Origin of the sequence: Streptomyces sp. Go-475, assembly GCF_003330845.1 — a bacterium.
Lineage (GTDB): Bacteria > Actinomycetota > Actinomycetes > Streptomycetales > Streptomycetaceae > Streptomyces.
Genome location: NZ_CP026121.1, coordinates 7,652,430 through 7,675,998 on the forward strand (window position 1 = coordinate 7,652,430; position 23,569 = coordinate 7,675,998).

Annotated in this window: 20 protein-coding genes; 17 read left to right on the top strand and 3 right to left on the bottom strand. The window is 71.7% G+C overall.

Features of this window, described 5'->3' with window-relative positions; all coding sequences use genetic code 11:
• Window positions 1-6: 6 nt before the first annotated feature.
• From idi to galE, 3 genes are all read right to left on the bottom strand, one after another.
• Entirely contained in the window at window positions 7-600 is a 594-nt protein-coding gene (idi, locus tag C1703_RS34715) for an isopentenyl-diphosphate Delta-isomerase (RefSeq protein ID WP_114256554.1), read from the bottom strand.
• 292 nt (window positions 601-892) lie between these two features.
• Entirely contained in the window at window positions 893-1,831 is a 939-nt protein-coding gene (locus tag C1703_RS34720; RefSeq protein WP_114256555.1) for a cation diffusion facilitator family transporter, read from the bottom strand.
• 147 nt (window positions 1,832-1,978) lie between these two features.
• Window positions 1,979-2,962 (bottom strand): UDP-glucose 4-epimerase GalE, encoded by a 984-nt coding sequence (galE, locus tag C1703_RS34725; protein ID WP_114256556.1) that lies wholly within the window; start codon window positions 2,960-2,962, stop codon window positions 1,979-1,981.
• 278 nt (window positions 2,963-3,240) lie between these two features.
• Here galE and C1703_RS34730 point away from each other — a divergent pair, with 278 nt between their 5' ends.
• The 17 genes from C1703_RS34730 to C1703_RS34810 all read left to right on the top strand — a co-directional run bounded on the left by C1703_RS34730 (window position 3,241) and on the right by C1703_RS34810 (window position 23,519).
• On the top strand, window positions 3,241-5,046 hold the full coding sequence (locus tag C1703_RS34730) for a DUF5941 domain-containing protein (protein WP_114256557.1): 1,806 nt from the start codon (window positions 3,241-3,243) through the stop codon (window positions 5,044-5,046).
• Window positions 5,043-5,795, top strand: a complete 753-nt coding sequence (locus C1703_RS34735) for a phosphocholine cytidylyltransferase family protein (RefSeq protein ID WP_114256558.1) — start codon at window positions 5,043-5,045, stop codon at window positions 5,793-5,795. Before C1703_RS34730 ends, C1703_RS34735 begins: the two co-directional genes overlap by 4 nt.
• The gene (locus tag C1703_RS34740) at window positions 5,783-6,844 is read left to right on the top strand and encodes an iron-containing alcohol dehydrogenase family protein (RefSeq protein ID WP_114256559.1); all 1,062 of its coding nucleotides are present in this window, start codon (window positions 5,783-5,785) and stop codon (window positions 6,842-6,844) included. Before C1703_RS34735 ends, C1703_RS34740 begins: the two co-directional genes overlap by 13 nt.
• Window positions 6,822-7,601, top strand: a complete 780-nt coding sequence (locus C1703_RS34745; protein ID WP_114257740.1) for a CDP-alcohol phosphatidyltransferase family protein — start codon at window positions 6,822-6,824, stop codon at window positions 7,599-7,601. Before C1703_RS34740 ends, C1703_RS34745 begins: the two co-directional genes overlap by 23 nt.
• A 5-nt stretch (window positions 7,602-7,606) precedes the next feature.
• On the top strand, window positions 7,607-8,479 hold the full coding sequence (locus C1703_RS34750; RefSeq protein ID WP_114256560.1) for a glycosyltransferase: 873 nt from the start codon (window positions 7,607-7,609) through the stop codon (window positions 8,477-8,479).
• A 105-nt stretch (window positions 8,480-8,584) separates the two neighbouring features.
• The gene (locus tag C1703_RS34755) at window positions 8,585-9,514 is read left to right on the top strand and encodes an ABC transporter permease (protein ID WP_114256561.1); all 930 of its coding nucleotides are present in this window, start codon (window positions 8,585-8,587) and stop codon (window positions 9,512-9,514) included.
• Window positions 9,507-10,298, top strand: a complete 792-nt coding sequence (locus tag C1703_RS34760; RefSeq protein ID WP_114256562.1) for an ABC transporter ATP-binding protein — start codon at window positions 9,507-9,509, stop codon at window positions 10,296-10,298. Before C1703_RS34755 ends, C1703_RS34760 begins: the two co-directional genes overlap by 8 nt.
• A gap of 359 nt (window positions 10,299-10,657) precedes the next feature.
• Window positions 10,658-11,560 (top strand): squalene synthase HpnC, encoded by a 903-nt coding sequence (gene hpnC, locus C1703_RS34765; RefSeq protein ID WP_114256563.1) that lies wholly within the window; start codon window positions 10,658-10,660, stop codon window positions 11,558-11,560.
• Window positions 11,557-12,507: a presqualene diphosphate synthase HpnD gene (hpnD, locus tag C1703_RS34770; protein WP_114256564.1), complete on the top strand. Its 951-nt coding sequence runs from the start codon at window positions 11,557-11,559 to the stop codon at window positions 12,505-12,507. The genes hpnC and hpnD overlap by 4 nt, the downstream gene beginning before the upstream one ends.
• A gap of 127 nt (window positions 12,508-12,634) precedes the next feature.
• On the top strand, window positions 12,635-14,062 hold the full coding sequence (hpnE, locus tag C1703_RS34775; RefSeq protein ID WP_114256565.1) for a hydroxysqualene dehydroxylase HpnE: 1,428 nt from the start codon (window positions 12,635-12,637) through the stop codon (window positions 14,060-14,062).
• 65 nt (window positions 14,063-14,127) lie between these two features.
• Window positions 14,128-15,195, top strand: a complete 1,068-nt coding sequence (locus C1703_RS34780) for a polyprenyl synthetase family protein (protein ID WP_198678352.1) — start codon at window positions 14,128-14,130, stop codon at window positions 15,193-15,195.
• A gap of 122 nt (window positions 15,196-15,317) precedes the next feature.
• A complete protein-coding gene (gene shc / locus C1703_RS34785) occupies window positions 15,318-17,354 on the top strand; it encodes a squalene--hopene cyclase (protein ID WP_114256567.1) in 2,037 nt (678 codons plus the stop codon).
• The gene (locus tag C1703_RS34790) at window positions 17,351-17,992 is read left to right on the top strand and encodes a 1-hydroxy-2-methyl-2-butenyl 4-diphosphate reductase (protein WP_114256568.1); all 642 of its coding nucleotides are present in this window, start codon (window positions 17,351-17,353) and stop codon (window positions 17,990-17,992) included. The genes shc and C1703_RS34790 overlap by 4 nt, the downstream gene beginning before the upstream one ends.
• A 5-nt stretch (window positions 17,993-17,997) precedes the next feature.
• Complete coding sequence (gene hpnH, locus C1703_RS34795) at window positions 17,998-19,020, top strand: adenosyl-hopene transferase HpnH (protein WP_114256569.1); 1,023 nt, start codon at window positions 17,998-18,000, stop codon at window positions 19,018-19,020.
• Between the two features lie 4 nt (window positions 19,021-19,024).
• On the top strand, window positions 19,025-20,182 hold the full coding sequence (gene ispG / locus C1703_RS34800; protein ID WP_114256570.1) for a flavodoxin-dependent (E)-4-hydroxy-3-methylbut-2-enyl-diphosphate synthase: 1,158 nt from the start codon (window positions 19,025-19,027) through the stop codon (window positions 20,180-20,182).
• A 29-nt stretch (window positions 20,183-20,211) separates the two neighbouring features.
• Window positions 20,212-22,107, top strand: coding sequence for a 1-deoxy-D-xylulose-5-phosphate synthase (gene dxs, locus C1703_RS34805; protein ID WP_114256571.1), 1,896 nt, complete (start codon window positions 20,212-20,214; stop codon window positions 22,105-22,107).
• Complete coding sequence (locus tag C1703_RS34810) at window positions 22,104-23,519, top strand: aspartate aminotransferase family protein (protein WP_114256572.1); 1,416 nt, start codon at window positions 22,104-22,106, stop codon at window positions 23,517-23,519. Before dxs ends, C1703_RS34810 begins: the two co-directional genes overlap by 4 nt.
• Window positions 23,520-23,569 lie beyond the last annotated feature (50 nt).

The window sequence follows — 23,569 nt, forward strand, 5'->3', positions numbered from 1 at the left end:
CCCTCGTCACCAGCCGGCCGACGGGCCCGTCAGCTCCCTGATCGCCGGCCGGGCCGCGTCCAGGACGGTCATGAACCAGGACGAGAAGGTGTCCTTGGCGTGCCGCTCCGCCAGCTCCGGCGGGGTCACGAACGCCGTCGACGCCACCTCCTCCGGGTCCGGCCGCAGCACGGCCTGCAGCATGCCGACGAAGAGGTGGTTGTACTCCTGCTCCACCAGGCCCGACTCCGGGTCGGGGTGGTTGTAGCGGACCGTGCCCGCCTCCGCCAGCAGGGACGGGGAGGCGCCGAGCTCCTCGAACGTCCGCCGCGCCGCCGCCGCGAAGGGCGCCTCCCCGGGGTACGGGTGGCCGCAGCAGGTGTTGGACCACACACCGGGGGAGTGGTACTTGCCCAGGGCGCGCTGCTGGAGCAGCAGCCGGCCGTACTCGTCGAAGAGGAACACCGAGAACGCGCGGTGCAGTTGGCCGGGCGGCTGGTGGGCGGCGAGCTTCTCCGCCGTGCCGATCGTCACGCCGTCCTCGTCGACCAGTTCCAGCAAAATCGCGTCTGCGGCGCCGTTCGACGGGCTGTGCGTCGCGGTGGCAGGTGTGATCGGCATACCCATCCTTCACATCGGTCTTCGCGCCCCAAGTCTGCCGTACGAATCCGGCACTCCCGGCACTTCGCGGCCCGCCCGCATGTCCCGCGCGGCGGCACGGGGGCGGACGGCGCCGCTCGGACGCCGGAAAGAGGGGCCCAGTAGGTGATCGTGCCCGGCGCGACGGGCCGAAAATCGTTCCCGGCGGTGCCGGGGGAGGCGGGGCGCGGGCGTGCGCCGGAGGCTCGCGTCACCCGGCGCACTCCCATCGGAACGCGCCCCACCAGCCTCAGGCGCCTCGTCAGGCGGCGCGTCAGTGGCAGAGGTGCGCCTCGTGCTCGGCGTGCCCGCCCGGCTCCAGCTGGAAGGTGCAGTGCTCCACGTCGAAGTGGTCACCGAGGCAGCCCTGCAGCTCGTGGAGCATCTTCTCGTGGCCTATCGCGCTCAGCGCCTCCGAGCTGACCACCACGTGCGCCGACAGCACCGGCATGCCGGAGGTGATCGTCCAGGCGTGCAGGTCGTGGACGTCCTCCACGCCCTCCGTCGCCAGGATGTGGGCCCGTACCTCCGCCATGTCGACGCCCTTGGGCGCCGCCTCCAGCAGCACGTCGAGGGTCTCGCGCAGCAGCTTCCACGTCCGGGGCGCGATCATCAGGGCGATGACGAGCGAGGCGATCGGGTCGGCGGCCTGCCAGCCCGTGAGCATGATGATCACGGCCGAGACGATCACCGTGACCGAGCCGAGGGCGTCGGCCGCCACCTCCAGGAACGCGCCGCGCACGTTCAGGCTCTCCTTCTGCCCGCGCATCAGCAGCGACAGCGACACCAGGTTGGCCACCAGTCCGATCACACCGAACACCACGGTCAGCCGGCCCTCGGTGTGGGCCGGCGTGATGAAGCGCTGGACCGACTCGTAGACGACGTACCCGCCGGCCCCGAGCAGCAGCAGGCAGTTGGCCAGGGCGGCGAGGATCTCGGCGCGGGCGTAGCCGAAGGTGGCCCGGTCACTGGGCGGGCGGTTCGCGAAGCGGATCGCGAGCAGCGCCATGCCCAGGCCCAGGGCGTCGGTCGCCATGTGCGCCGAGTCCGCGACGAGCGCGAGCGAGTCGGCGAGGACACCGCCGACGATCTGGACGACCACGATGCCGAGCGTGATCGCCAGCGCGACCCGCAGCCGGCCGCGGTACGCCGAGGTCGCCGTACCGCCGGCCGCCGCGCCGTGCGCGTGCCCGTGATCGTGCCCTGCCCCCATGAAAAGCCACCCTCCGGTGTCCGCCTGATCGTGCTCGGGCACCCCAGTGAACTACGGGGAGGGGGTATGTGCAACGCGGCACTGAACACCGTTGTCATCTGCCCTGACCTGCGGAAACGAAGCGCAGGTCAGGGCACCCTCAGTGCCTCAGGAGCCGTTTCCGGAGCCGTGGTGCAGCAGCCAGCCCCGCCACGCCGACTCGGCCATCTCGCGCACCCCGCGCCGGGCGGTCCAGCCGAGCTCCTCCGCCGCCCGCGCGGCGGACGCGACCGCCCGGGGCGCGTCCCCGGGGCGGCGCCCCTCGACGACCGGAGGGCGCCGGTCACCGGTCACCTCGCCGATGACCGTGATCAGCTCGCGCACCGAGACGCCCTCGCCGCGCCCGATGTTGACCGTCAGATCACCGGCGCGACCGCCCCCGGCGAGCCGCCGGGCCGCCGCGAGATGCGCCTCGGCCAGGTCGGCGACGTGGATGTAGTCACGGATGCACGTGCCGTCCGGGGTCGGGTAGTCGTCGCCGAAGATCCTCGGCGCCTCGTCGCGGGTCAGCCGGTCGAAGACCATCGGGACGATGTTGAACACGCCCGTGTCCGCCAGCTCCGGCGCCGCCGCGCCCGCCACGTTGAAATACCGCAGACAGACGGTGGAGATCCCGTGCGCCCGGCCCGCCGCCCGCACCAGCCACTCCCCGGCGAGCTTGGTCTCGCCGTACGGGTTCACCGGGGCGCAGGGCGTCTCCTCCGTGATCAGGTCCACACCCGGGTCGCCGTACACGGCCGCCGACGAGGAGAACACGAAGCGCTCGATCCCCGCCTCGGCGACCGCGTCCAGCAGGGTCACCAGACCGCCGACGTTCTCCCGGTAGTACCGGGTCGGCTGCGCCACCGACTCGGCGACCTGCTTGCGCGCCGCGAGGTGCACCACACCCGTCACGCCGGCTTCCGCGAACACCCGCTTCAGCAGGTCCCCGTCGAGCGACGAGCCCTCGATCAGCGGGACGCCGGACGGCAGCCGGGCGGGCACCCCGGCCGAGAGGTCGTCCAGGGCGACGACGGACTCGCCGGCCTCCGTCATGGCCCTGGCCACGTGGGCCCCGATGTAGCCGGCCCCGCCGGTGATCAGCCAAGTCATGGTCGTCCACCCTATGCGGCCACGGCCGGAGCCCGCGCGATGTCCCCGATGTCCGGTCTGTGCGGCGCGGTTTGTGGGGCGGGCCCCGGATCCACGATGATGATCGCGGCAGGGGTCTGTGCGAACCACGTCGATCCATCCGCCGAACGGGCGGTGAACGTGGCCTTCCCGGCATCCGATAGCCTCTGCCGACATGCCGCCCGGGAGCCACCGGCGCGGGCGCCCCCACCATGCACCTCACTGGCGCGGACGCGTCGGTACCCAGGGAGTGAATTCGGTTGTCGACCGCCATCCTCACCGGTCAGCCGGTCCCCGGATCGTCGATCGAGGGCGACCTGCGGTCCCTCGGGTTCGACGTGCGGACCGCGGCCGACGCCGCCGAGGCCGAGACGCTGCTCGCCGAGGTGCCGTTCGAGGAGCGGGTCGCCCTGGTCGACGCCCGGTTCGTGGGCCATGTGCACGCGCTGCGCCTCGGCCTCACCGACCCCCGCTTCCCGCTCGCCGCGATCCCCGGCGCCGTCACCGCCCAGCCGGCCGGCCGCCAGGCCCTGACCCGGGCGATGGCCCGCGAGAACTCCGCCGGCGCCGGCACCACCCTCGTCGGCAGCCTCGCCGACCGCATCCTCACCGCCCTGGACGCCGACGGCACCGACGTGCACCGCCCGGAGCTGGGCAGCCTCGTCGCCGCCGTCCCCGCCGACCCGCAGGCCCGCAACGAGGCACGGCAGGCGGTGGCCGACGTGGACGACGAGGCCGTCCGCCTGAAGTCGGCCGTGAAGGCCCGCGACGGCTTCTTCACCACCTACTGCGTCAGCCCGTACTCCCGGTACATCGCCCGCTGGTGCGCCCGCCGCGGCCTGACCCCCAACCAGGTCACCACCGCCTCCCTGCTCACCGCGCTCATAGCGGCGGCCTGCGCCGCCACCGGCACCCGCGGCGGCTTCGTCGCGGCCGGCGTCCTGCTGATCGCGTCCTTCGTGCTGGACTGCACCGACGGCCAGCTCGCCCGCTACTCCCTGCAGTACTCCACGCTCGGCGCCTGGCTCGACGCCACCTTCGACCGGGCCAAGGAGTACGCCTACTACGCCGGACTCGCCCTCGGCGCGGCCCGTGGCGGCGACGACGTCTGGGCGCTCGCCCTCGGCGCGATGGTCCTGCAGACCTGCCGGCACGTCGTGGACTTCTCCTTCAACGAGGCCAACCACGACGCCACCGCCAACACCAGCCCCACCGCCGCCCTCTCGGACAAGCTCGACAGCGTCGGCTGGACGGTCTGGGTACGCCGCATGATCGTCCTGCCCATCGGCGAGCGCTGGGCGATGATCGCGGTCCTCACGGCCGCCACGACCCCGCGCATCACCTTCTACGCGCTGCTCATCGGCTGCGCCTTCGCGGCGACGTACACCACGGCCGGCCGCGTCCTGCGCTCCCTGACCCGCAAGGCCCGGCGGACCGACCGGGCCGCCCGGGCACTGGCCGACCTGGCCGACAGCGGGCCGCTGGCAGCCGGGCTGGCCTCGGTACTGCGCAGGCTGCCCGCGAAGGGGCCGCTCGGGGCACGCGCCTTCGTCGCCCTGCCCGGCGCCGCGCTGGTGGTGCTCGCCGCCGCCCTGGAGGGGTACGGCAGCGCCCTGCCCGTCGCGCTGGCCGCGCTGTACGTCCTCACCTCCGCCGCGGCCGTCGCCCTGCCCCTCAAGGGCGCCCTCGACTGGCTCGTCCCCCCGCTCTTCCGCGCCGCCGAATACGTCACCGTCCTGGTCCTCGCAGCCAAGGCGGACGTGAACGGCGCCCTTCCTGCGGCTTTCGGGCTGGTGGCCGCGGTCGCCTACCATCACTACGACACGGTGTACCGCATCCGCGGCAACGCCGGCGCGCCCCCCGCCTGGCTGGTGCGTTCCCTCGGGGGGCACGAGGGACGGACGCTGCTCGTCACCGTCCTCGCCGCGCTGCTCACCGCCTCGCAGTTCACGGTCGCGCTCACGGCTCTCGCCGTGGCCGTGGCCCTGGTGGTGCTCGTCGAGAGCATCCGCTTCTGGGTGTCCGCAGGGGCGCCCGCCGTACACGATGAAGGAGAACCCGCATGATCGGCCTCGTGCTGGCGGCCGGCGCCGGACGGCGTCTGCGCCCCTACACCGACAGCCTTCCCAAGGCGCTGGTGCCGGTGGGGCCCGCGGGCATAGAGGGCGAACCAACGGTTCTCGACCTGACCCTCGCCAACTTCGCCGAGGTCGGCCTCACGGAAGCCGCGATCATCGTCGGGTACCGCAAGGAGGCCGTCTACGCGCGCAAGGACGCGCTGGAGCAGAAGTACGGCCTCAAGCTCACCCTCATCGACAACGACAAGGCCGAGGAGTGGAACAACGCCTACTCCCTGTGGTGCGGGCGTGACGCCCTCAAGGACGGCGTGATCCTCGCGAACGGCGACACCGTCCACCCGGTCTCCGTCGAGAAGACGCTGCTCGCCGCGCGCGGCGAGGGCCGTCGCATCATCCTCGCCCTGGACACGGTCAAGGACCTGGCCGACGAGGAGATGAAGGTCGTCGTCGACCCCGCCCGGGGCATGACGAAGATCACCAAGCTGATGGACCCCGCTGAGGCCACCGGCGAGTACATCGGCGTCACCCTCATCGAGGGCGACGCGGCCCCCGAACTGGCCGACGCGCTCAAGACCGTGTGGGAGACCGACCCGCAGCAGTTCTACGAGCACGGCTACCAGGAGCTGGTGAACCGCGGCTTCCGGATCGACGTGGCGCCGATCGGCGACGTCAAGTGGGTGGAGATCGACAACCACGACGATCTCGCCCGTGGACGGGAGATCGCATGCCAGTACTGACCCGGCTCATCCCCTCGCCGCTCGTCGTGGACATCCGCCCGGGTGCCCTCGACGACCTGGCGTGCGTCCTCGCCGACGAACGCATCTCGCACTCCGGCCGCCTCGCCGTCGCCGTCAGCGGCGGCTCCGGCGCGAAGCTGCGCGAGCGCATCTCGCCGAGCATGCCCGGCGCCACCTGGTACGAGGTCGGCGGCGGCACCCTCGACGACGCTGTCCGGCTGGCCAGTGACATAAAGGCCGGCCACTACGACGCGGTCGTCGGCCTCGGCGGCGGCAAGATCATCGACTGCGCCAAGTTCGCCGCGGCGCGCGTCGGCCTGCCCCTGGTCGCCGTGCCCACGAACCTCGCGCACGACGGCCTGTGCTCGCCGGTCGCCACCCTCGACAACGACGCGGGCCGCGGCTCCTACGGCGTGCCGAACCCGATCGCGGTCGTCATCGACCTGGACGTCATCCGCGAGGCCCCGGTCCGCTTCGTCCGCGCCGGCATCGGTGACGCCGTCTCCAACATCTCGGCGATCGCCGACTGGGAGCTGGCCAACCGGGTCAAGGGCGAGCGGATCGACGGCCTGGCCGCGGCCATGGCCCGCCAGGCCGGGGAGGCCGTCCTGCGGCACCCGGGCGGCATCGGGGACAACGACTTCCTCCAGGTGCTCGCCGAGGCGCTCGTCCTCAGCGGCATCGCCATGTCGGTCTCGGGCGACTCGCGGCCGTCCTCCGGGGCGTGCCACGAGATCAACCACGCCTTCGACCTGCTCTACCCGAAGCGGGCCGCCGCCCACGGCGAGCAGTGCGGTCTCGGCGCGGCCTTCGCGATGTGGCTGCGCGGGGCGCACGAGGAGTCGGCGTACATGGCGGAAGTCCTGCGCCGGCACGGTCTGCCCGTGCTGCCGGACGAGATCGGCTTCACCACGGACGAGTTCGTCAAGGCCGTCGAGTTCGCCCCCGAGACCCGGCCCGGCCGCTACACCATCCTCGAACACCTCGACCTGAACACCGAACAGATCAAGGACACCTACACCGACTATGTCAAGGCCATCGGTAGCTGAACTACGCCCCGTCGTTCACCCCGCAGGGGTGAAGGACCGGCGCAGCGGTGAGCACTGGATGGGACGCCTCTACATGCGCGAGGTGTCCCTGCGGGTCGACCGCTACCTGGTCAACACCAGGGTCACGCCCAACCAGCTCACGTACCTGATGACCGTCTTCGGTGTGCTCGCGGCCCCGGCACTGCTCGTGCCGGGGATCCCGGGCGCCGTGCTCGGCGTGGTGTGCGTCCAGATGTACCTGCTGCTGGACTGCGTCGACGGCGAGATCGCCCGCTGGAAGAAGCAGTACTCGCTCAACGGCGTCTACCTGGACCGCGTCGGCGCCTACCTCACCGACGCCGCCGTGCTCACCGGCTTCGGCCTGCGCGCCGCCGACCTGTGGGGCAGCGGCCGCATCGACTGGCTGTGGGCCTTCCTCGGCACCCTGGCCGCCCTCGGCGCCATCCTCATCAAGGCCGAGACCGACCTCGTCGGCGTCGCCCGCCACCAGGCCGGCAAGCCGCCGGTCAAGGAGGCCGCCGCCGAGATGCGCTCCTCCGGCATGGCGCTGGCCCGCAAGGCCGCCGCCGCCCTGAAGTTCCACCGCCTCATCCTCGGCATCGAGGCGTCCCTGCTGATCCTGGTCCTGGCGATCGTCGACCACGTCCGCGGCGACCTGTTCTTCTCCCGGCTCGGCGTGGCCGTGCTGGCCGGCATCGCCCTGGTGCAGACGCTGCTGCACCTGGTCTCCATCCTCGCTTCGAGCAGGCTGAAGTGAGCGGCATGAAGGTCGGCGCCGTCATCATCACCATGGGCAACCGCCCCGACGAGCTGCGCGCCCTCCTCGACTCGGTCGCCAAGCAGGACGGCGACCCGGTCGAGGTGGTCGTCGTCGGCAACGGCTCGCCCGTCCCGGACGTCCCCGAGGGCGTCCGCACGATCGAACTGCCCGAGAACCTCGGCATCCCCGGCGGCCGCAACGTCGGCATCGAGGCCTTCGGCCCGGCCGGCCGGGACGTCGACATCCTGCTCTTCCTCGACGACGACGGGCTCCTCGCGAGCCACGACACCGCCGAACTGTGCCGCGAGGCGTTCGAGGCCGACCCGAAGCTCGGCATCATCAGCTTCCGCATAGCCGACCCGGACACCGGCGTCACCCAGCGCCGCCACGTCCCCCGGCTGCGCGCCGCGGACCCGATGCGCTCCTCCCGGGTCACCACCTTCCTGGGCGGCGCCAACGCCGTCCGCACCCGCGTCTTCGCCGACGTCGGCGGCCTGCCCGACGCGTTCTTCTACGCCCATGAGGAGACCGACCTCGCCTGGCGGGCCCTCGACGCCGGCTGGATGATCGACTACCGGTCGGACATGGTGCTCTACCACCCGACGACCGCCCCCTCGCGGCACGCGGTCTACCACCGCATGGTCGCCCGCAACCGCGTCTGGCTGGCCCGCCGCAACCTCCCCGCGCCCCTCGTCCCCGTCTACCTCGGCGTGTGGCTGCTGCTCACCCTTCTGCGCCGCCCCTCCCGCCGCGCCCTGCGCGCCTGGTTCGGCGGCTTCCGCGAGGGCTGGACCACCCCGTGCGGACCCCGCCGGCCCATGAAGTGGCGTACGGTGTGGCGGCTGACCCGGCTGGGCCGGCCCCCGGTGATCTGACAAGCTCGTATCCGGAGTGTCCGGGAGCACCCGGGCCGTACCCTGGCCCCCGGCTCATGCCAGGCCCGCACAGGCCGCGCATCTCGAAGACGAAAGTTTCCACTAGTGAGTGAGACAACGCACGACGCCCCGGTCGCGGTGAGCGCGCCGGCGGCGCCCGACGAGGGCCTCACGGCGGCGGAACTCGCCGCCAAGCACGGGCTGAGCGTCAGTGGCGCCCGGCCGTCCCTCATCGAGTACGTCCGTCAGCTCTGGGGACGGCGCCACTTCATCATCGCCTTCTCCCAGGCGAAGCTGACCGCCCAGTACAGCCAGGCCAAGCTCGGCCAGCTGTGGCAGGTGGCGACGCCACTGCTGAACGCGGCGGTGTACTTCTTCATCTTCGGCCTGCTCCTGGAGGCCGACCGGGGCATGTCCCGCGAGGTGTACATCCCGTTCCTGGTCACGGGCGTGTTCGTGTTCACCTTCACGCAGAGCTCGGTGATGGCGGGCGTGCGCGCGATCTCCGGCAACCTCGGCCTGGTCCGCGCCCTGCACTTCCCGCGCGCCTCCCTGCCGATCTCCTTCGCGCTGCAGCAGCTCCAGCAGCTGCTCTTCTCGATGATCGTGCTGTTCGCCGTGGCGATCGGCTTCGGCCATTACCCGGACCTGTCCTGGGCGCTGATCGTGCCGGTCCTCGTCCTGCAGTTCTGCTTCAACACCGGCCTCGCGCTGATCATGGCCCGGGCGGGCGCCAAGACCCCCGACCTCGCGCAGCTGATGCCGTTCGTGATGCGGACGTGGATGTACGCGTCCGGCGTGATGTTCTCCATCCCGATCTTCCTCGCGGACAAGCCGTCCTGGATGGCGAACGTCCTGCAGTGGAACCCGGCCGCGATCTACATGGACCTGATGCGCTTCGCCCTCATCGACGCGTACGACTCCACGTACCTGCCCGACCACGTCTGGGCGGCCGCGGGCGGCTGGGCCGTGCTGTTCGCCCTGGGCGGCTTCGTGTACTTCTGGAAGGCGGAGGAGAGGTACGGCCGTGGCTGAGCAGAACGCCGAGCGGAACCAGGACGCGCGGATCCCCACCGTCATCGCGGACGACCTGCACATCGTCTACCGCGTCAACGGCGCCAAGACCGGCAAGGGCAGCGCCACCGCCGCCCTCAGCCGCATCATGAAGCGCGGCGAGGAGCGGGGCGTGCGCAAGGTGCACGCCGTGCGGGGCGTCTCCTTCGTCGCCTACCGCGGCGAGGCCATCGGCCTCATCGGCTCCAACGGCTCCGGCAAGTCGACCCTGCTGCGCGCCATCGCCGGCCTGCTGCCCGCCGAGCGGGGCAAGGTCTACACCGACGGCCAGCCCTCGCTGCTCGGCGTCAACGCGGCCCTGATGAACGACCTCACCGGCGAGCGCAACGTCATATTGGGCGGGCTCGCCATGGGCATGTCCCGCGAGGAGATCAGGGAGCGCTACCAGGACATCGTCGACTTCTCCGGCATCAACGAGAAGGGCGACTTCATCACCCTGCCCATGCGGACGTACTCCTCCGGCATGGCGGCCCGGCTCCGCTTCTCCATCGCCGCCGCCAAGGACCACGACGTCCTGATGATCGACGAGGCCCTCGCCACCGGCGACCGCAAGTTCCAGAAGCGCTCCGAGGACCGCATCCGGGAGCTGCGCAAGGAAGCCGGCACGGTGTTTCTGGTCAGTCACAACAACAAGTCCATCCGCGACACCTGCAACCGCGTCCTGTGGCTGGAGCGCGGCGAGCTGCGCATGGACGGCCCGACCGACGAGGTGCTCAAGGAGTACGAGAAGTTCACCGGCAAGTAGTCCGGCTCGGCCAGGGCCCCGCCGGAACTGTTCCGGCGGGGCCCCGCGTCTGCAAAGGAAACGTCAACTCCGGCCGGTTTGAGGAATCTTGGGGCCAATCGGTGTGTTCTCGTGATGTGCGGGACACCCTGACGATCCTCGATGCGTTGTACAACGTAAGCTGTACCGGTCCCGAAACACGGCAATCAGGGCGATAATGCGCGACACCGCCCGTCGCACCGCCGTGCGGACGGCCGGGCGGCGTGTCCGAAATAGTGTGCATTGGGTCGGCAGTGTAGAACGGGAGATGTGACGGCAATGGCTACGGAAACTCCCCAGCTCCACACAGCACGTGCCGTCCCCGCACCGGGCAGCCGCTGGTGACGGGCACCGGCACGGCGCGCCCCCGCGACCCGGAGCGCGGCACCCTCGACAAGGCCGCGGGCGAGAACTTCCCGGTGGCCCCGTTCTTCCTGCCCCGGGCCTGGCGCACCGACCTCATGGCCGTCTACGGCTTCGCCCGCCTGGTCGACGACATCGGCGACGGCGACCTGGCCCCCGGCGGCGCCGACGCCCGACTGCTCGGCGTCTCCCCGCAGGAGACCGAGGACCGGCTGGTCCTGCTGGACGCCTTCGAGGCCGACCTGCGCAGGGTCTTCGACGCGACGCCCCGCCACCCGCTGCTGCGCCGCCTCCAGCCGACCGTCCGCCGCTGCTCCCTGACCCCCGAGCCGTTCCTCGGCCTGATCGCCGCCAACCGCCAGGACCAGCTGGTCGGCCGCTACGAGACCTACGACGACCTGCTCGCCTACTGCGAGCTGTCGGCCAACCCCGTCGGCCGGCTCGTCCTCGCCGTCACCGGCACCTCGACGCCCGAGCGGATCCGCCGCTCCGACATGATCTGCACCGCCCTCCAGATCGTCGAGCACCTCCAGGACGTGGCCGAGGACCTCGGCCGCGACCGCGTGTACCTGCCCGCCGCCGACATGAAGCGTTTTCACGTCCAGGAGGCGGATCTCGCCACGAAAACCGCCGGAGCGTCGGTCCGTGCGCTGATTGCGTACGAAGCGCAAAGGGCCCGGGATCTCCTGAATGAAGGCGCCCCCCTGGTGGGTAGCGTCCACGGCAGGTTGAAGCTGCTGCTCGCAGGGTTCGTGGCGGGGGGAAGGGCGGCTCTGCACGCGATCGCCGCCGCCGACTACGACGTACTTCCCGGCCCGCCCAAGCCCGGCAAGGTCCAGTTGCTGCGTGAGGTGGGCGTGACTCTGCGAGGAGAGGGGTGATCCGGACCGTGGAGTCGGAACCACACGCGTCCCCACCGGTACTCGCCGCCTACAGCTACTGCGAGGCCGTCACCGGGCGTCAGGCCCGTAACTTCGCCTACGGCATCCGGCTGCTGCCGACGCCCCAGCGCCGTGCGATGTCGGCGCTGTACGCGTTCTCGCGGCGGGTCGACGACATCGGCGACGGCGCGCTCGCCGACGACGTCAAGGTCGCCCGGCTGGAGGAGACCCGGGCGCTGCTCACCCGGATCCGGGACGGCGAGGTCGACGAGGACGACACCGACCCGGTGGCCGTCGCCCTCACGCACGCCGCCGGGCACTTCCCGATCCCGCTCGGCGGCCTGGACGAACTCATCGACGGCGTCCTGATGGACGTCCGCGGCGAGACCTACGAGACCTGGGACGACCTCAAGGTCTACTGCCGCTGCGTGGCGGGCGCCATCGGACGTCTCTCGCTCGGCGTGTTCGGCACGGAACCGGGGGCGCGCGGCGTCGACCGCGCGCCCGAGTACGCCGACACGCTCGGGCTCGCGCTTCAGCTCACCAACATCCTCCGGGACGTCCGCGAGGACGCCGTGGGCGGACGCACCTACCTGCCCGCCGACGACCTCGCGAAATTCGGCTGCTCCGCCGGCTTCAGCGGGCCACGGCCACCGGAGGGCTCCGACTTCACGGGCCTCGTGCACTTCGAAGTGCGACGGGCCCGCGCTCTTTTCGCCGAGGGCTACCGGCTGCTGCCCATGCTCGACCGGCGCAGCGGCGCCTGCGTCGCCGCCATGGCCGGCATCTACCGCCGCCTCCTCGACCGCATCGAGCGCGACCCGGAGGCCGTGCTGCGCGGTCGGGTCTCCCTGCCCGGCCGGGAGAAGGCGTACGTCGCCGTACGCGGCCTGTCCGGCCTGGACGCCCGGCATGTGACCCGACGGACCGTCAGGAGGCGTGCGTGACGCACACAGACGCCGGCATCGGCACGAAGTGGCGGGCAACCCTCCGGCCGGGGCCCGCGTCCCTGACGGAGACGGCCGGTCGTGCGGCGTTCGAGTGGCGCGGCCGCCGCGCAGGGGAGGGTGCGTGATGACCCACGGCACGAGGGCCCACGGCACGCGGTCCCACGGACCGGTCGCGGACGGACGGCACGCCGTCGTGGTGGGCGGCGGACTCGCCGGCATCACCACCGCGCTCGCGCTCGCCGACGCCGGGGTGCGCGTCACCCTGCTGGAGGGCAGGCCGAGACTGGGCGGCCTGGCCTTCTCCTTCCAGCGCGGCGACCTCACCGTCGACAACGGCCAGCACGTGTACCTGCGCTGCTGCACCGCCTACCGCTGGTTCCTCGACCGCATCGAGGGCGCGGCACTGGCCCCGCTGCAGGACCGGCTCGACGTGCCCGTCCTGGACGTCGCGCGGCCCCCGGGGCGGCGGCTCGGCAGGCTGCGGCGGGACGCGCTGCCCGTGCCCCTGCACCTGGGGCGCAGCCTCGCCACCTATCCGCACCTGTCGCTCGCCGACCGCGCCAAGGTGGGCCGGGCCGCGCTCGCGCTGAAGGGGCTCGACCTCGCCGACCCCGCGCTGGACACGCAGGACTTCGGCAGCTGGCTGGCCGCGCACGGCCAGTCGGCGCGCGCCGTCGAGGCCCTGTGGGACCTGGTCGGGGTCGCCACCCTCAACGCGGTCGCCTCCGACGCCTCCCTGGGGCTCGCCGCGATGGTGTTCAAGACCGGTCTGCTGTCCGACCCGGGCGCGGCCGACATCGGCTGGGCGCGTGTGCCGTTGGGCGACCTGCACGACCGGCTGGCCCGCAAGGCGCTCGACGCCGCGGGCGTCCGTACCGAGGTCCGTACCCGCGTCACCTCCGTCTCCGCGGAGATGAACGGACGGTGGAGGGTCGAGGTTCCCGGCGAGACGCTGGAAGCGGACGCGGTGGTGCTCGCCGTACCGCAGCGCGAGGCGCACGACCTGCTGCCCGAGGGCGCCCTCGACGCGCCGGACCGGCTCCTGCGGATCGGCACCGCGCCGATCCTCAACGTCCATGTGGTGTACGACCGGAAGGTGCTCGGCCGGCCGTTCTTCACCGCGCTCGGGAGCCCGGTGCAGTGGGTCTTCGACCGGACCGAGGCCTCCGGGCTGCGCGAGGGGCAGTACCTCGCCCTGTCGCAGTCGGCGGCCCAGGACGAGATCGACGCGCCCGTGGCGGCGCTGCGCGAGCGGTACCTGCCGGAGCTGGAGCGGCTGCTGCCGCTGACCCGCGGCGCCGAAGTGAGGGACTTCTTCGTCACCCGGGAGCGCACGGCGACGTTCGCTCCCACCCCCGGCGTCGGGCGCCTCAGGCCCGGTGCCCGCACCAAGGCATCCGGCCTCTACCTGGCCGGAGCGTGGACCGCCACCGGGTGGCCCGCGACCATGGAGAGTGCGGTCCGCAGTGGTGTGAGCGCGGCGGACGCCGTGCTGGGCGCCCTGGGCCGGCCCCGCCCGCAGCACCTCTTCGAGTTCGAGGAGGCGGCGTGATGCTCGCTCGGCACGACGCGGCAGGCGGCCCCCGCACCCCCGGTACCGCGACAAGAGGAGAGACTGTGCCCACTGTTCCCCCGGCCTCGAAGACTGCCGAGGCGGTGGACGTGACCGCGCTGCTGGAGCGCGGCCGGACCCTGGCCACACCGGTACTGCGGGCGGCCATCGACCGCCTGGCACCTCCCATGGACACCGTTGCCGCCTACCACTTCGGCTGGATCGACGCCCAGGGCAGGCCCGCCGAGGGCGACGGCGGCAAGGCCGTGCGCCCCGCCCTCGCGGTACTGTCCGCCGAGGTCATGTCAGCCGCTCCCGAGACCGGCATCCCCGGCGCCGTCGCCGTGGAGCTCGTCCACAACTTCTCCCTCCTCCACGACGACCTCATGGACGGCGACGAGCAGCGCCGCCACCGCGACACGGTCTGGAAGGTGCACGGCCCCGCCCAGGCCATCCTGGTCGGCGACGCCCTGTTCGCCCTCGCCAACGAGGTCCTCCTCGAACTCGGCACCGTCGAGGCCGGCCGCGCCACCCGCCGCCTGACCACCGCGACCCGCGCCCTGATCGACGGACAGGCGCAGGACATCTCCTACGAGCACCGCGACCGCGTCAGCGTCGAGGAGTGCCTGGAGATGGAGGGCAACAAGACCGGCGCCCTGCTCGCCTGCGCCAGCTCCATCGGCGCCGTCCTCGGCGGCGCCGACGACCGCACCGCCGACACGCTGGAGAAGTACGGCTACCACCTGGGCCTCGCCTTCCAGGCCGTCGACGACCTGCTCGGCATCTGGGGCGACCCGGTCTCCACCGGCAAGCAGACCTGGAGCGACCTGCGCCAGCGCAAGAAGTCCCTGCCGGTCGTCGCCGCGCTCGCGGCCGGCGGCCCCGCCTCCGAGCGGCTCGGCGAGATGCTCGCCGCCGACGCCAAGGCCAGCGACTTCGAGAACTTCTCCGAGGAGGAGTTCGCGGCCCGCGCCGCCCTCATCGAGGAGGCGGGCGGCCGCGAGTGGACCGCCGAAGAGGCACGCCGTCAGCACACCATCGCCATCGAGGCCCTCGACGCCGTCGACATGCCCGACCGGGTGCGGGCACAGTTCACGGCACTCGCGGACTTCGTCGTCGTACGGAAGAGATGATCACTATCGGCCGAATAACCCTCGCGTAGTCGCCGGCCGGTGCCGCGAGTCTCCTCGTGACACCGGCCGACGGCGGACCCACAGCAGATGCACACCTTGCAGGACTGCACGAAGGGGAAGCCATGACAGCGACGACCGACGGAAGCACCGGGGCCCTGCCACCCCGGGCCGCCGCGGCCAGCGACACCGACACCGACATGCCCGCGGCGGCCGGAGCACCGGAAGCCGCCGCCCGCGCCGCACAGCGCGCCACCGACTTCCTGCTCTCCCGCCAGGACGCCCAGGGCTGGTGGAAGGGCGACCTCGAGACCAACGTCACGATGGACGCCGAGGACCTGCTGCTCCGTCAGTTCCTCGGCATCCGCGACGAGAAGACCACGCAGGCCGCCGCCCTCTTCATCCGCGGCGAGCAGCGCGAGGACGGCACCTGGGGCACCTTCCACGGCGGCCCCGGCGAACTCTCCACCACCGTCGAGGCCTACGTCGCCCTCCGCCTGGCCGGGGACGCGCCGGACGCCCCGCACATGGCGAAGGCCTCCGCCTGGATCCGCGCGCAGGGCGGCATCGCCGCCGCCCGGGTCTTCACCCGGATCTGGCTGGCCCTGTTCGGCTGGTGGAAGTGGGAGGACCTGCCCGAACTCCCGCCGGAGCTCATCTTCTTCCCCAAGTGGCTGCCGCTCAACATCTACGACTTCGGCTGCTGGGCCCGGCAGACGATAGTCCCGTTGACGATCGTCTCCGCCAAGCGGCCGGTCCGCCCCGCGCCCTTCCCGCTCGACGAGCTGCACACCGACCCGGCCCGCCCGAACCCGCCCAGGGCCCTTGCCCCGCGGCTCAGTTGGGACGGGGCCTTCCAGCGGATGGACAAGGCCCTGCACATCCTGCGGAAGGTCGCTCCGCGCAGACTCCGCAGGGCCGCCATGAACAGCGCCGCCCGCTGGATCATCGAGCGGCAGGAGAACGACGGCTGCTGGGGCGGCATCCAGCCCCCGGCCGTCTACTCGATCATCGCGCTGCACCTGCTCGGCTACGACCTCCAGCACCCCGTGATGCGCGAGGGGCTGGCGTCCCTCGACCGGTTCGCCGTGTGGCGCGAGGACGGGGCCCGCATGATCGAGGCCTGCCAGTCGCCGGTCTGGGACACCTGCCTGGCCGCGATCGCGCTGGTCGACGCCGGACTGCCCCCCGACCACCCGCAGTTGGTCAAGGCGGCGGACTGGATGCTGGGCGAGGAGATCGTCCGGCCCGGCGACTGGGCCGTACGGCGGCCGGAACTGCCGCCCGGGGGCTGGGCGTTCGAGTTCCACAACGACAACTACCCCGACATCGACGACACCGCCGAGGTCGTCCTCGCGCTGCGCCGGATCGTCCACCACGACCCGGAGCGGGTCGACAAGGCGATCGGGCGCGCCCTGCGCTGGACCCTCGGCATGCAGTCGAAGAACGGCGCCTGGGCCGCCTTCGACGTCGACAACACCAGCCCCTTCCCGAACCGGCTGCCGTTCTGCGACTTCGGCGAGGTCATCGACCCGCCCTCCGCGGACGTCACCGCGCACGTCGTCGAGATGCTCGCCGTCGAGGGCCTCGCCCACGACCCGCGCACCCGGCGCGGCATCGAGTGGCTGCTCGCCGAGCAGGAGCCGGACGGCTCGTGGTTCGGGCGCTGGGGCGTCAACTACGTCTACGGCACCGGGTCCGTCGTCCCCGCCCTGGTCGCCGCGGGCGTCCCCGCCGCGCACCCGGCGATCCGGCGGGCGGTGGCCTGGCTGGAGTCGGTGCAGAACGACGACGGCGGCTGGGGCGAGGACCTGCGCTCCTACAAGGACGCCGGGGAATGGAGCGGCAAGGGCGCCTCCACCGCCTCGCAGACGGCGTGGGCGCTGATGGCGCTGCTCGCGGCGGGGGAGCGGGACTCCAAGGCCGTCGAGCGGGGCGTCGAGTGGCTCGCCGCCACCCAGCGGGAGGACGGCTCCTGGGACGAGCCCTACTTCACGGGGACCGGCTTCCCGTGGGACTTCTCGATCAACTACCACCTCTACCGGCAGGTGTTCCCGCTCACCGCGCTCGGCCGGTACCTGCACGGAGAGCCCTTCGCCGCGAAGCTGCGGGGGAGCGGAGAGACCGGGAAGCCGCTCGCCGAGGCCAAGGGAGCTGAATGAGCACTCAGCCCGCTCCGGCCCCGCTGCTGATCGCCTGTGCGCTCGGCATCGAGCAGTTCGCCCTGCGCGCGGGCGGCCGGGGCGGCGCCGGCGGGCCGGTCACCGTGCTGCGCACGGGCATGGGGCCCGCGGCGGCCGAGCGGTCCGTCACGCGCGTGCTCGCCGACCCGGCCCTGCGCGACGCCGCCGTGCTGGCCACCGGCTTCTGCGCGGGGCTCGCGCCGGGCATGCACCCCGGCGACCTGGTCGTCGCCGAGGAGACCCGCGACCCGCGCTCCACGACCCCCTGCGTCGGGACGGAGCTGCTGGTCAAGGAACTGGGCCGGGCGGTGCCCGGGCGGACCGTGCACACCGGGCCGCTCACCGGCTCCGACCACGTCGTGCGCGGTCACGAACGGTCCGAACTGCTCGCGACCGGCGCGATCGCGGTCGACATGGAGTCGGCGGCCACGCTCCTGAGCGCCGTGCGGGCGGGCGAGCGCCCCGTTGCGGCCGTCCGGGTGGTCGTGGACGCTCCTGAACATGAACTCGTCCGGATCGGCACGGTGCGCGGTGGAATATCAGCTTTCCGTGTCCTTCGCTCCGTCCTTCCCGCTTTCTTCGAATGGCACCGTTCCTTGCTGCTCCCCAGGAGGTGAGCCAGATGGCCATGCCGCTCCGACAGTCCATCAAAGTCGCTACATACTTGGCTGAACAGAAGCTCCGCCGGCGGGACAAGTTCCCCCTGATCGTCGAGCTGGAGCCGTTGTTCGCCTGCAACCTCAAGTGCGAGGGCTGCGGCAAGATCCAGCATCCGGCCGGGGTGCTCAAGCAGCGGATGCCGGTCGCCCAGGCCGTGGGGGCGGTCATGGAGTCCGGTGCCCCCATGGTGTCCATCGCCGGTGGTGAGCCGCTGATGCACCCGCAGATCGACGAGATCGTGCGTCAGCTGGTGGCCAAGCGGAAGTATGTCTTCCTGTGCACCAACGCCATGCTGCTGCGCAAGAAGATGGACCAGTTCACGCCCTCTCCCTACTTCGCCTTCGCGGTGCACATCGACGGGCTGCGCGAGCGGCACGACGAGTCGGTCGCCAAGGAGGGCGTCTTCGACGAGGCCGTGGAGGCCATCAAGGAGGCCAAGCGGCGCGGCTTCCGGGTCACCACCAACTCGACCTTCTTCAACACCGACACCCCGCAGACCATCATCGAGGTGCTGAACTTCCTCAACGACGACCTCCAGGTCGACGAGATGATGATCTCGCCCGCCTACGCCTACGAGAAGGCCCCCGACCAGGAGCACTTCCTCGGCGTGGAGCAGACCCGCGAGCTGTTCAAGAAGGCCTTCGCGGGCGGCAACCGGCGGCGCTGGCGGCTCAACCACTCCCCGCTCTTCCTGGACTTCCTGGAGGGCAAGGTCGACTTCCCGTGCACGGCCTGGGCGATCCCGAACTACTCGCTCTTCGGCTGGCAGCGCCCCTGCTACCTGATGAGCGACGGGTACGTGCCGACGTACCGGGAGCTGGTCGAGGAGACCGACTGGGACAAGTACGGCCGCGGCAAGGACCCGCGCTGCGCCAACTGCATGGCGCACTGCGGCTACGAGCCCACCGCCGTCCTCGCCACCATGGGATCGCTGAAGGAGTCCCTGCGCGCCATGCGCGAGACGGTCTCCGGGAACCGGGAGTGATGCCATGACCGCCATCCCGCTGGGCGTTCCCGAGGTGCCGGTCCGGCCGATCGCGGAACGGCGCCTCTCGCGCCGGATCCAGGTCGGCCCGGTGCCGGTCGGGGGCGGGGCCCCGGTGTCGGTGCAGTCGATGACGACGACCCGTACGTCGGACGTCGGCGCCACGCTGCAGCAGATCGCCGAACTCACCGCCTCCGGCTGCCAGATCGTCCGGGTCGCCTGCCCCACGCAGGACGACGCGGACGCGCTGGCGACCATCGCCCGCAAGTCGCAGATCCCGGTGATCGCCGACATCCACTTCCAGCCCAAGTACGTGTTCGCGGCCATCGAGGCGGGCTGCGCCGCCGTCCGCGTCAACCCCGGCAACATCAAGCAGTTCGACGACCGGGTCAAGGAGATCGCCCGGGCCGCCAAGGACCACGCCACCCCGATCCGGATCGGCGTCAACGCCGGGTCGCTGGACCGGCGGCTGCTCCAGAAGCACGGCAAGGCCACCCCGGAGGCGCTCGTGGAGAGCGCGCTGTGGGAGGCGTCCCTGTTCGAGGAGCACGACTTCCGGGACATCAAGATCTCCGTCAAGCACAACGACCCGGTCGTGATGATCGAGGCGTACCGGCAGCTCGCCGAGCAGTGCGACTACCCGCTGCACCTGGGGGTCACGGAGGCCGGGCCGGCGTTCCAGGGCACGATCAAGTCGGCGGTGGCCTTCGGCGCGCTGCTCTCGCAGGGCATTGGCGACACGATCCGGGTGTCGCTGTCGGCGCCGCCGGCCGAGGAGGTCAAGGTCGGCATCCAGATCCTGGAGTCCCTGGGGCTGCGCCAGCGCCGGCTGGAGATCGTCTCCTGCCCCTCCTGCGGCCGCGCCCAGGTCGACGTGTACAAGCTGGCCGACGAGGTCACGGCCGGCCTGGAAGGCATGGAAGTGCCGTTGCGCGTCGCCGTCATGGGATGTGTGGTCAACGGTCCCGGCGAGGCCCGGGAGGCCGATCTGGGGGTGGCCTCCGGCAACGGAAAGGGGCAGATCTTCGTCAAGGGCGAGGTCATCAGGACCGTCCCCGAGTCGAAGATCGTCGAGACGCTGATCGACGAGGCGATGAAACTCGCCGCGCAGATGGAGCAGGACGGCGTGGGGTCGGGGGAGCCGGCCGTCACCGTGAGCTGAGCAGCACGGAATGCGAAGGGGGCCCGAGCGTGACGATTCTGGAGAGCATCCGGGGACCACGTGACCTGAAGGCGCTGTCCGAGGCGGAACTCGGTGAACTGTCCGACGAGATCAGGGAGTTCCTGGTGCACGCGGTCGCCGCGACCGGCGGCCACCTGGGGCCCAACCTGGGGGTGGTGGAGCTGACCGTCGCCCTGCACCGGGTCTTCGAGTCACCGGTCGACCGCATCCTGTGGGACACCGGCCACCAGAGCTACGTCCACAAACTGCTGACCGGACGCCAGGACTTCTCCAAGCTGCGCGGCAAGGGCGGCCTGTCCGGCTACCCCTCGCGCGAGGAGTCCGAGCACGACGTCATCGAGAACAGCCACGCCTCCACGGCCCTCGGCTGGGCCGACGGCCTCGCCAAGGCGCGCCAGGTGCAGGGGGAGAAGGGGCACGTCGTCGCGGTGATCGGCGACGGGGCGCTCACCGGCGGCATGGCCTGGGAGGCCCTGAACAACATCGCGGCCGCCAAGAACCGCCCGCTGATCATCGTCGTCAACGACAACGAACGCTCCTACGCCCCGACCATCGGCGGCCTCGCCAACCACCTCGCGACCCTGCGCACCACCGACGGCTACGAGCGGGTGCTGGCCTGGGGCAAGGACGTCCTCCAGGGCACGCCCCTGATCGGCACCACCCTCTACGAGGCCCTGCACGGCGCCAAGAAGGGCTTCAAGGACGCGTTCGCCCCGCAGGGGCTGTTCGAGGACCTGGGCCTGAAGTACGTGGGCCCGATCGACGGGCACGACATCGGGGCCGTGGAGTCCGCGCTGCGGCGCGCGAAACGCTTCCACGGCCCGGTCCTCGTGCACTGCCTCACGGAGAAGGGCCGCGGCTACGAACCCGCCCTCGCCCACGAGGAGGACCACTTCCACACCGTCGGCGTGATGGACCCGCTGACCTGCGAGCCGCTGTCGCCGGCCGGCGGCCCCTCCTGGACCTCCGTGTTCGGCGACGAGATCGTGCGGATCGGGGAGGAGCGGGAGGACGTGGTGGCGATAACCGCCGCCATGCTGCATCCGGTGGGTCTCGGCAAGTTCGCCGAGCGGTTCCCGGACCGGGTGTGGGACGTCGGGATCGCCGAGCAGCACGCGGCCGTGTCCGCGGCCGGTCTGGCGACGGGCGGCCTGCACCCGGTCGTCGCCGTCTACGCCACCTTCCTCAACCGCGCCTTCGACCAGCTGCTCATGGACGTGGCCCTGCACCGCTGCGGAGCGACCTTCGTGCTCGACCGGGCCGGCATCACCGGTACCGACGGGGCCTCCCACAACGGCATGTGGGACCTGTCCGTCCTCCAGGTCGTGCCGGGCCTCAGGATCGCCGCGCCGCGCGACGCCGACCAGCTGCGGGCCCAGCTGCGCGAGGCCGTCGCCGTCGACGACGCGCCGACCCTCGTCCGCTTCCCGAAGGAGTCCGTCGGCCCGGCGATCCCGGCGGTCGACCGGGTGGGCGGACTGGACGTGCTGCACCGCGCCGACCGAGCGGAGGTGCTCCTGGTCGCCGTCGGTGTCATGGCGCCGGTGTGCCTCCAGGCCGCCGAGCTGCTCGAAGCCCGCGGCATCGGCTGCACGGTCGTCGACCCGCGCTGGGTCAAGCCCGTCGACCCGGCACTGCCCGGTCTCGCCGCCGAGCACCGCCTGGTCGCCGTCGTCGAGGACAACAGCCGGGCGGCCGGGGTCGGCTCGGCCGTGGCGCTGGCCCTCGGGGACGCCGAGGTCGACGTGCCCGTACGGCGGTTCGGCATCCCGGAGCAGTTCCTCGCGCACGCCAAGCGCGGCGAGGTGCTCGCCGACATCGGCCTGACACCCGTCGAGATCGCCGGACGGATCAGCGCGAGCCTGACCGTCAAGGAAGAGCTGTCCAAGGAGCCACAGGAATGACAACCGCCGAGTCCGCGTCGGAGTCGTCGCAGGCCGGGGAGTTCGACCTCGGCGCGCTGCTGGCCGAGCGCGGAGCCGAGCGCTACGAGCTGCACACCCGGTACCTCAACCACCAGCTCCCGCGCATGCTGCACACCATCGGCTTCGACAAGGTCTACGAGCGCGCCGAGGGCGCCTACTTCTACGACGCGGACGGCGACGACTACCTGGACATGCTCGCCGGGTTCGGGGTGATGGGGCTCGGCCGCCACCACCCCGTCGTGCGCAAGGCGCTGCACGACGTCCTGGACGCCGGCCTCGCCGACCTCACCCGGTTCGACTGCCAGCCGCTGCCGGGCCTGCTGGCCGAGAAGCTGCTCGCGCACAGCCCGCACCTGGACCGGGTGTTCTTCGGCAACAGCGGCACCGAGGCCGTCGAGGGCGCCCTGAAGTTCGCCCGGTTCGTCACCGGCCGCCCCAGGGTCCTGTACTGCGCGCACGCCTTCCACGGCCTGACCACCGGCTCCCTCTCCGTCAACGGCGAGGCCGGCTTCCGCGACGGCTTCGCCCCGCTGCTGCCCGACACTGCCGTGCCGCTCGGCGACCTCGACGCGCTGGAACGGGAGCTGCGGAAGGGCGACGTCGCCGCCCTGATCGTCGAACCCATCCAGGGCAAGGGCGTGCTGGAGTCCCCGCCCGGCTACCTGCTCGCCGCCCAGGAGCTGCTGCACCGGCACAAGGCGCTGCTCATCGCCGACGAGGTGCAGACGGGCCTCGGCCGGACCGGCGACTTCTACGGCTACCAGCACGAGGACGGGGTGGAACCCGACCTGGTGTGCGTGGCCAAGGCGCTGTCCGGCGGCTATGTGCCCGTGGGTGCCACGATCGGCAGGGACTGGATCTTCAAGAAGGTCTACTCGTCCATGGACCGGGTGCTGGTCCACTCGGCGAGCTTCGGCTCGAACGCCCAGGCCATGGCGGCGGGCCTGGCGGTGCTGTCGGTGATGGAGAACGAGCAGATCGTCGCGAACGTCCGGGCCACCGGCGAACGGCTCCGGTCCCGGCTCGCGGCGCTGACGGACAAGTACGAGATGCTCGCCGAGGTCCGCGGCCGGGGTCTGATGATCGGCATCGAGTTCGGCCGGCCCAGGTCGCTGAAACTGCGCAGCCGCTGGACCATGCTCCAGGCCGCGCGCAAGGGACTGTTCGCGCAGATGGTCGTCGTACCGCTGCTGCAGAAGCACCGCATCCTCACCCAGGTCTCCGGCGACCACATGGAGGTGATCAAGCTGATCCCGCCGCTGATCATCGGCGAGCGGGAGGTGGACCGGTTCGTCGACGCCTTCACGGCCGTGATGGACGACGCGCACGACGGCGGCCTGGTCTGGGACTTCGGGAAGACACTGGTCAAGCAGGCCGTGGCCAACCGCTGATTTTTGCCCCTGAGGCAAGAAATTTGCCGCTGAGGCAAGGCTCCGGCTGA